The organism is Aquitalea sp. ASV15, assembly GCF_016429115.1.
GTDB lineage: Bacteria > Pseudomonadota > Gammaproteobacteria > Burkholderiales > Chromobacteriaceae > Aquitalea > Aquitalea magnusonii.
Genome location: NZ_JAELTZ010000256.1, coordinates 1 through 235, shown reverse-complemented (window position 1 = coordinate 235; position 235 = coordinate 1). Strand labels below are relative to the sequence as shown.

General features: G+C 68.5%; 1 pseudogene. It reads left to right on the top strand.

The features are described 5' to 3' along the window. Positions 1-235, top strand: a pseudogene (locus JHD64_RS22140) (hypothetical protein); the annotation flags it as partial.

The following is a 235-nucleotide window of genomic DNA, read 5'->3' as shown; positions in this document are numbered from 1 at the left end:
CCCCCCCCCCCCCCCCCCCCCCCCCCCCCCCCCCCCCCCCCCACGGCGACCACCGAGACCTACACTGTTGTTCGTTCGTCGGCAGCGTCAGATGTGTATAAGAGACAGGCCATGATCCTGCCGCGCTCCGGCCTGGGTCACAAGCACGGCATCGTGCTGGGCAACCTGGTGGGACTGATCGATTCCGACTACCAGGGCCAGCTGTTCGTGTCGGTGTGGAACCGCGGCCATACCG